Annotated in this window: 5 protein-coding genes; 2 read left to right on the top strand and 3 right to left on the bottom strand. The window is 75.9% G+C overall.

Going from position 1 to position 7,151, the window contains the following annotated elements; translation table 11 throughout:
* Nucleotides 1–72 precede the first annotated feature (72 nt).
* Nucleotides 73–762: a DUF4191 domain-containing protein gene (locus SLP03_RS28120; protein WP_319463660.1), complete on the bottom strand. Its 690-nt coding sequence runs from the start codon at nucleotides 760–762 to the stop codon at nucleotides 73–75.
* A 216-nt stretch (nucleotides 763–978) separates the two neighbouring features.
* Between SLP03_RS28120 and SLP03_RS28115 the strand changes: the two genes are divergently transcribed.
* Nucleotides 979–1,149 (top strand): hypothetical protein, encoded by a 171-nt coding sequence (locus tag SLP03_RS28115; RefSeq protein ID WP_319463659.1) that lies wholly within the window; start codon nucleotides 979–981, stop codon nucleotides 1,147–1,149.
* 170 nt (nucleotides 1,150–1,319) lie between these two features.
* Nucleotides 1,320–4,250 carry a helix-turn-helix transcriptional regulator gene (locus tag SLP03_RS28110; protein ID WP_319463658.1) on the top strand — a complete coding sequence of 977 codons (2,931 nt, stop codon included), beginning with the start codon at nucleotides 1,320–1,322 and terminating at the stop codon, nucleotides 4,248–4,250.
* Between the two features lie 14 nt (nucleotides 4,251–4,264).
* On the opposite strand, the gene SLP03_RS28105 is transcribed toward SLP03_RS28110, so the two are convergent.
* Nucleotides 4,265–5,824 carry a DUF423 domain-containing protein gene (locus SLP03_RS28105; RefSeq protein ID WP_319463657.1) on the bottom strand — a complete coding sequence of 520 codons (1,560 nt, stop codon included), beginning with the start codon at nucleotides 5,822–5,824 and terminating at the stop codon, nucleotides 4,265–4,267.
* A 60-nt stretch (nucleotides 5,825–5,884) separates the two neighbouring features.
* Complete coding sequence (gene lipA / locus SLP03_RS28100) at nucleotides 5,885–6,931, bottom strand: lipoyl synthase (RefSeq protein WP_319463656.1); 1,047 nt, start codon at nucleotides 6,929–6,931, stop codon at nucleotides 5,885–5,887.
* Between the last annotated feature and the right edge of the window lie 220 nt (nucleotides 6,932–7,151).

The following is a 7,151-nucleotide window of genomic DNA, read 5'->3' as shown; positions in this document are numbered from 1 at the left end:
GAACGGGATAGGTGGGGGAATGGGAAAGAGCCGGGCCCCGTGGGGCCCGGCTCTTTGCGCGTGTGACGGGGGTCAGCGGCCCCGGGTCTGGCGGAAGGCCCCGCGCGCGGGGCGCATGTTCTTGGGGATCGCGCCCTTGGGCATCTGCGGGCGGGCGGTGAGCGCCTTGAGCCGCTTGTCGAGGGCGTTGACGTCCTTGGGGGCCAGCGTGCGCGGCAGCCGCATCAGGGTCACCCGCAGCTTGCGGATCGGCAGCTCGCCCTCGCCCTGACCGATCACGTAGTCGTGCAGCGGGGCGGAGCCGATCACCTTGGCCAGCCGCCGCTTCTCCTGCCCGAGCAGGCTGCGGACCCGCTGCGGGTTCCCCTCGGCGAGCAGGATCACTCCCGGCCGGCCGATGACCAGGTGCACCATGTCCATCTGGGTGGTGGAGCTGACCGCCGGCGTCACCCGCCAGTCGCCGCGCATGCTCTCCATGATCTGCGCCGCCGCGCCGGGCTGCCCCTCGGCGGCGTTCATCATCGCCTTGTTGGACCGCAGGTTGAGCACGATCAGCACGGCGAGCAGGGCGAACAGGATGCCGATCGGCAGCCAGATCCAGCTCCAGAGGATGACCGCGACCACGGTGAGCGCGAGCGGGATCAGCACCGCCGCGGCGGTCAGCGGCGCGAACCACCGGTCCTGCTTGGCGGTGAACTTGAACACCATCCCGATCTGCTTCAGCCGCTGGCCGAACGAGACCTTCTCCTGGGGCTTTGCCATGCCCAAGAGTCTAGTGGTCGGCGCACGCCCCGTTGATCCGCGGCCGGCCCTCCGCCGTACCGGCTGAGTACCTTACGTCGCCACCCGGCCGCTGAGGCCCCCCGGTAAGGAGGGGGAGGGGGCAAAGATCAGGCGGCGGACCCATGCCCCGGGGCCACCTTCGCGCGGAAAGTCAATGTCGACAGCGAAACGACACCGCACGACAGGGGAACCGAGATGTTCGGCAACGACGCAAGCTTCCTGCTCACCATCCACCGCACGCACGCCTCCGAGCTGCAGGCCGACGCGGCCGCGGACCGGCTCGCCCGGTCGCTGCCCCGCCGCCACTCGCGCGGCTGGCTGAGCCGGCGGCAGCACGCCGGCCGCGTCACCGACACCCGCCGGTGACCGCCGTCACCGCGACGGCCGGGACCGCCGCCGGGACCGCCGCCGGGACCGCCGTCGGCCCGGCCGCCCCGGGGGCGGCCGGGCCGGGGCGGGCCGACGCCGACGGGGGGCCCGGAGACCGACCGGTCGGCGGGGCCGGGGGTGGCGGCCGTCATGGCATGCTCGACGGCGTGACCGCACGCGCCGCCAGCACCGTCCTCGTCGGCCGCCAGCCTGAGCTGGCGGCGCTGCGCGACGCGCTCGGCCGGGCCCGCGCCGGGGAACCCACCACCGTCCTGGTCGGCGGTGAGGCCGGCGTCGGCAAGACCCGGCTGCTGGAGGAGTTCGGCGGCCTAGCCACCGCCGCCGGGGCGCGCGTCCTGGTCGGCCAGTGCCTGGAGCTGGGTGAGGCCGGCCTGCCCTTCGCGCCGTTCGCCGCGGCGCTGCGGGAGGTGTTGCGCCGCGACGGTCCGGGCGTCTTCTCCGGGTACGAACCGGAGTTCGCCCGGCTGCTGCCGGAGCTGGCCCGGGTGCCGGCCGGGGTCGCCGCGCCGATCGGCCTGCCCGTCTCGGACACCCCGCGCGGCTACCTCTTCGACCTGGTGGCCGACCTCTTCCAGCGGCTCGCCGCCGGGCCGTCCCTGGTCCTGGTGATCGAGGACCTGCACTGGGCCGACCGGTCCACCCGGGACCTGATCGGCTTCCTGGTCCGGGCGGCCCGGACCGCGCGGCTCCTGCTGATCTGCACCTACCGCACCGACGAGCTGCACCGCGGCCACCCGCTGCGCCCCTTCCTCGCCGAGCTGGACCGCGCTCGCGGCGTCGAACGCGTCGAGGTGGGCCGGCTCGACCGGGACGGCACCGGCGCCATCCTCGCCGACCTGCTCGGCGCCGAACCAGCTCCCCGGGCCGTCGACGACGTGCACGACCGCACCCAGGGCAACCCCTTCTTCATCGAGGAACTGGCCGCCGCGGGCGATCCGGTGGGCTGTGCGGCGCTGCCGGAGACCCTGCGTGACCTGCTGCTCGCGCGGGTCGACCGGCTGCCCGAGCCGGCCCAGCGGGTGCTGCGGATCGCCGCGGCCGGCGGCACCCGCTTCGCCCACCAGCTCCTCGCCGAGGTGGCTGGCCTGCCCGAACCCGAGCTGGAGGACGCGCTGCGCGCCGCGGTGGCCGCCCAGCTCGTGGTGGCCGACCCCGACGGCGACTACGAGTTCCGCCACGCGCTGGTCCGCGAGGCCGTCCACGACGAGCTGCTCCCCGGCGAGCACGCCCGGCTGCACGCCCGCTACGCCGCCGCGATCGAGGCGCAGCCGCACCTGGTGGCCGCCGGTCGCGCCCCGGCCGAGATCGCCCACCACTGGTACGCCGCCCACGACCACCCCCGCGCCCTGCTCGCCGCCCGCGCCGCGGCCCGCGCCGCCGCCGACCGGTACGCGTACGCGGAGCAGAGCCGGCTGCTGGAACGGGTCCTGGAACTGTGGGAACTGGTGCCCGACGCCGCCGACCGGCTCGGCATGGACCACCTCCGCGTGCTCGAGGAGACCCTGGCCGCCGCCACCACCGCGGGCGACTACAACCGGGCGGCCACCCTCACCCGCGCCGCGTTGGCCGAGGTGGACACCGCCGCCGAGCCGCTGCGCGCCGCCCGCCTGCTCGACCAGCGGGGCCGGTTGCTGGCGCTGCTCGGCAAGAGCGACGGCACCGCCGAGCTGAGCGAGGCGTACCGGCTGGCAGCCGGGGTGCCGGAGGGTCCGGAGCGGGTCGGGCTGCTCGCCGACATCGCCGCCCACCTGGTGAAGATCGATCCGGCGCAGGCCGTCTCGGTGGCCGCCGAGGCGATGGCCGCGGCCGAGCAGATCGGCGTGGACGTCGCGCTGCTGCCCACCCGGATCGCCCTGCTCTGCCGCACCGACAAGGCCCCCGACCTGGGACTGGCCGAGCTGCGCCGGGCGGAGGCCGTGGCCCGGGCCACCGGCAACGCCCCGGTCCTGGTCAGCGCCCTGGTCCACCTCTCCGACGTGCTCTTCGAGCTGGGCCGCTACGAGGAGTCGGAGCAGACCGCGGCCGCCGGGGTGAGCGAGGCGCGCCGGGTCGGGATCAGCCGCTCCACCGGGGCGTACCTGCTGTCGAACCGGGCGGAGGCGCTGATCGCCCTGGGCCGCTGGGACGAGGCCGACGCGGCCTGCGCCGAGGCGGCCCGGATCGACCCGGCCGGCGTCTCCGGCCTGCACTGGCTCCAGCTCCGGGCCGGGCTGCGGCTGGCCCGGGCGCACCCGGCCGCGGACGAGCTGGTCGGCCGCGCGCTGGCCTTCCTCGCCCGGCCGTACCTCTGGCCCAACCACCGGCTGCCGCTGCACGAGCTGCGCGTCGAGGCCGCGCTCGCCGCGGACGACAAGCTGGCGGCGGTACGGGCGGCGCGTACCGCGCTGGCCGACGAGCGCCTGCCCGACCTGCCCCGGGAGGGGTGGCCGGTGCTGACCGCCGTCGCCCGCGCCGCCGCGCTGGCCGGAGACGCCGGCCTCGCCGCCGAGGTGTCCACGGTGGCCGCCGCGCTGCCCGCCCGCTACCCGGCGGAGCGGGCGAACGCCGCCCAGGTCACCGCGATCCTGGCGACCGGCGGCGCGGCGCTGCCGGCCTGGCGGGCGGCCGTCGAGGCGTGGCGGGCGGCGGTCGAGGCGTGGCGGGTGAACGGGCAGCCGTACCCGCTGGGTCGGGCGCTGCTCGGGATGGCCGAGGCGGCCGCCGCGGCGGGGGAGCGGGACGCCGTGGCCGCGGCGGTACGGGAGGCCGCCGACCTCGCCGCCCGGCTCGGCGCGACGCCGCTCGCCGAGCAGGCCGCCGTCCTGGCCCGCCGGGTCGGGCTGCGCGGGGGTGGCCGACCCGGCCCCGACCTGCTCACCAGCCGGGAGCAGGAGGTGCTGCGGCTGGTCGCCGAGGGGCACAGCAACAGCCGGATCGCCGAGCGGCTCTTCATCTCGCCGAAGACGGCCAGCGTGCACGTCTCCCGGATCATCGCCAAGCTGGACGTCACCAACCGGGTCGAGGCCGCCGCCATGGCACACCGCCTGGGCCTCCTGGACCGACCCACCGCGACCGTCCCGCCGCCCCGCGCCCGGTAGCCACCCGCAGCTGGTCAGCGGCGTGGGAGGTAGACCCGCCAGCCCTCGACCGTGACCAGGTCCAGCTCGCCCCGGTCCGGGCCGAGCCGCTCGTCGAGCCGGGCGGCCAGCGGCGAGCCGACCGGCGCGACCCAGGCCGCGCCGGGGTCGGCGTCCACCGCCCGCCGGTACGCGGGGTACCGGTCGAAGCCGGGTCGCAGCCCGTCGTCGACCACCGCGCAGACCACGTCCTCGCCGCTGGCGAAGGTGAGCCGGTTGCAGGTCCAGTAGCCGGCGCGCGCGTGCCGTACCCCCAGCTCGTCGAGGGTGTCGACCAGCGCGCGGTGCCGGTCGGCCTCGGCGTGGGTGGCCGGTACGGCGCCGACGGCGGCGGCCGTGGCCACGGCCGCCGTGCCGAGCATGGCGGCCAGCACGGCGCCCGCAGTGATCCGGGCCGCCCGGCGGTGGTCCCGCGTCGCGGCCCATAGCGGCCAGAGCAGGGCCGGCGCGGCGATGGCCAGGCAGGACAGGTAGCGGGCGCTCTCCACCGGGGTCCGCCCGGCCGCGCTGCTCACCACGTACACCCCGAGCACCGCCACCGCCCCGACGACCAGCGCCAACCGCACCGCCGCCCCGGCCGGCGCGGGCGTGCGAAGGGCACGCCAGGCGGAGAGCCCGGCGAGCAGCAGCAGGACGGGGAGCGCGAGCGCCCACCAGAGCTGCCAGGTGGCGCAGTGGCCCGGCGAACAGAAGCCCATGCCGAGCGGCGGGCCCAGCACCAGCCCGCCGTGCAGCCGCTCGCCCCAGCCGGCCGCCGCGCCCCCGCCGCTGGCGGCGAGGACGGCCGCGAGGGGGTCACGCCCGTGCCGGAGGCTGTCCAGGAGCATCGGCGCCGCGCCGAGCAGGATCGCCGCCACCGTCACGACGCCAGCCCGGCCGGCCAGCTCCCGCCGTCGCCAGGCCACGAGCACCGCGCCGGTGCCGCCGATGTACGGCAGCAGCAGCGGATCGACCCAGAGCATCAGCCCGGAGATCAGCCCCCACGCCGCCCAGCGGGGCAGCCGCGCGCCCGGCCGGCCGGCGCAGAGGTCCAGGGTGAGCAGGGCCAGCCCGACGCCGGCCGGGTTCAGTTCCGGGTAGCCGCCGCCGGCGATCAACTGGTTCTTGACGATCCGGTCGGAGCCGAGCGCGAGGAAGCCGACGACCAGCAGGGCGAACCAGCGATCCGCGCCGAGTCGCCGGGTCAGCCGCCAGGCCAGGAGGAGGAAGAGCGCGTAGAGCGCCAGGGTGGGCAGCCGCAGCGCGAGCACCGACGGCCCGGTCAGCGCGACCAGCGGTGCGGCCAGGTACGCCTCCAGCGTGCCCATGTACGCCTGCCCGTAGAACCAGACCGGGAAGTCCTGGCCGCGGGCGATGTGCAGGGCGGCGAGCCCCATCGTGGCCTCGTCGCTGTTGGTCGGCGGCGCGTCGGCCAGCAGCAGGGCGAGCCGGTAGCCGACCCCGGCGACGCCGACGAGTAGGGCGAGCAGCACCGGCAGCCGGGGCGTACGCGGGCGGACTGCGCCGCGCGGCTCCTGGCGTACCCCGGCGGTCATGCCTGCGATCATGGCATCCGGACACCGGCGGACGGCCGGTGACGCGGCATCTCCCCGGCCTCAGCCGGCGGCGACGATCCCCTCGCGGGCCTCCAGGGCCTGCTTGTAGAGGCGCCCGGCCCGGTACGACGAGCGGACCAGCGGCCCGCTCATCACGCCGGCGAAGCCGATCTCCTCGGCCTCCTCGCGCAGCTCGACGAACTCCTCCGGCTTGACCCAGCGGGTCACCGGGTGGTGCCGGGGGGACGGGCGCAGGTACTGCGTGATGGTGATCAGCTCGCAGCCGGCGTCGTGCAGGTCGCGCAGCGCCTGGGACACCTCGGCCCGCTCCTCGCCCATGCCCAGGATCAGGTTGCTCTTGGTGACCAGGCCGTCGGCGCGGGCCTGCCGGATCACGTCGAGGGACCGGTCGTAGCGGAACGCCGGCCGGATCCGCTTGAAGATCCGCGGCACGGTCTCGACGTTGTGCGCCAGCACCTCGGGCCGGGAGCTGAACACCTCGGCGAGCTGCTCGGGGACCGCGTTGAAGTCGGGGATCAGCAACTCGACGCCGCAGCCGGACTGCAGGGCGTGGATCTGCCGGACCGTCTCGGCGTAGAGCCAGGCGCCGCCGTCGGGCAGGTCGTCCCGGGCGACGCCGGTGATGGTGGCGTAGCGCAACCCCATCGCGGCGACCGACTCGGCGACCCGGCGCGGCTCGTCGGCGTCGAACTCGGCCGGCTTGCCGGTGTCGATCTGGCAGAAGTCGCAGCGCCGGGTGCACTGGTCGCCACCGATGAGGAAGGTGGCCTCGCGGTCCTCCCAGCACTCGTAGATGTTGGGGCAGCCGGCCTCCTGGCAGACGGTGTGCAGCCCTTCGCGCGAGACGAGCCCGCGCAGCTGGGTGTACTCCGGCCCCATCTTGGCCTTGACCTTGATCCATGGTGGCTTGCGCTCGATCGGCGTCTCAGCGTTGCGTGCCTCGATCCGCAGCATCCGCCGCCCCTCGGGGGCGACCGTCGCGGTGCGCGCAGCCTGCTCAGTCGTCGGCGTGGAGTGCTCGATCGTCACAAAACCGAGCCTACGCCCGACGGTGGCGGTCGATGAGCGTCGGGCGACCGGCGTCACGCCGCAGACGTTGTGACACCGGACACCGCGGGGCGAAAATAGGTCGTCACACCGGCCCGGTCGGCGTGCTAGCGTCCCCGGCAGAGCTGTGACGGAGTCGAGTAGCGCCCCGATCCGCCAGTGCAGAGAGCCGCCGGTTGCTGGGAGGCGGTCTGGCGCCGGCGCGTGAAGACCCTCCCGAGCTGCGGGAAGAACGGCGTCCGCGCCCAGTAGAGCCCGC

This window comes from Micromonospora sp. RTP1Z1 (assembly GCF_033804685.1).
Taxonomy (GTDB): Bacteria; Actinomycetota; Actinomycetes; order Mycobacteriales; family Micromonosporaceae; genus Micromonospora.
The sequence above is the reverse complement of the archived record's forward strand: the minus strand, read 5'-3'. Positions and strand labels throughout refer to the sequence as shown.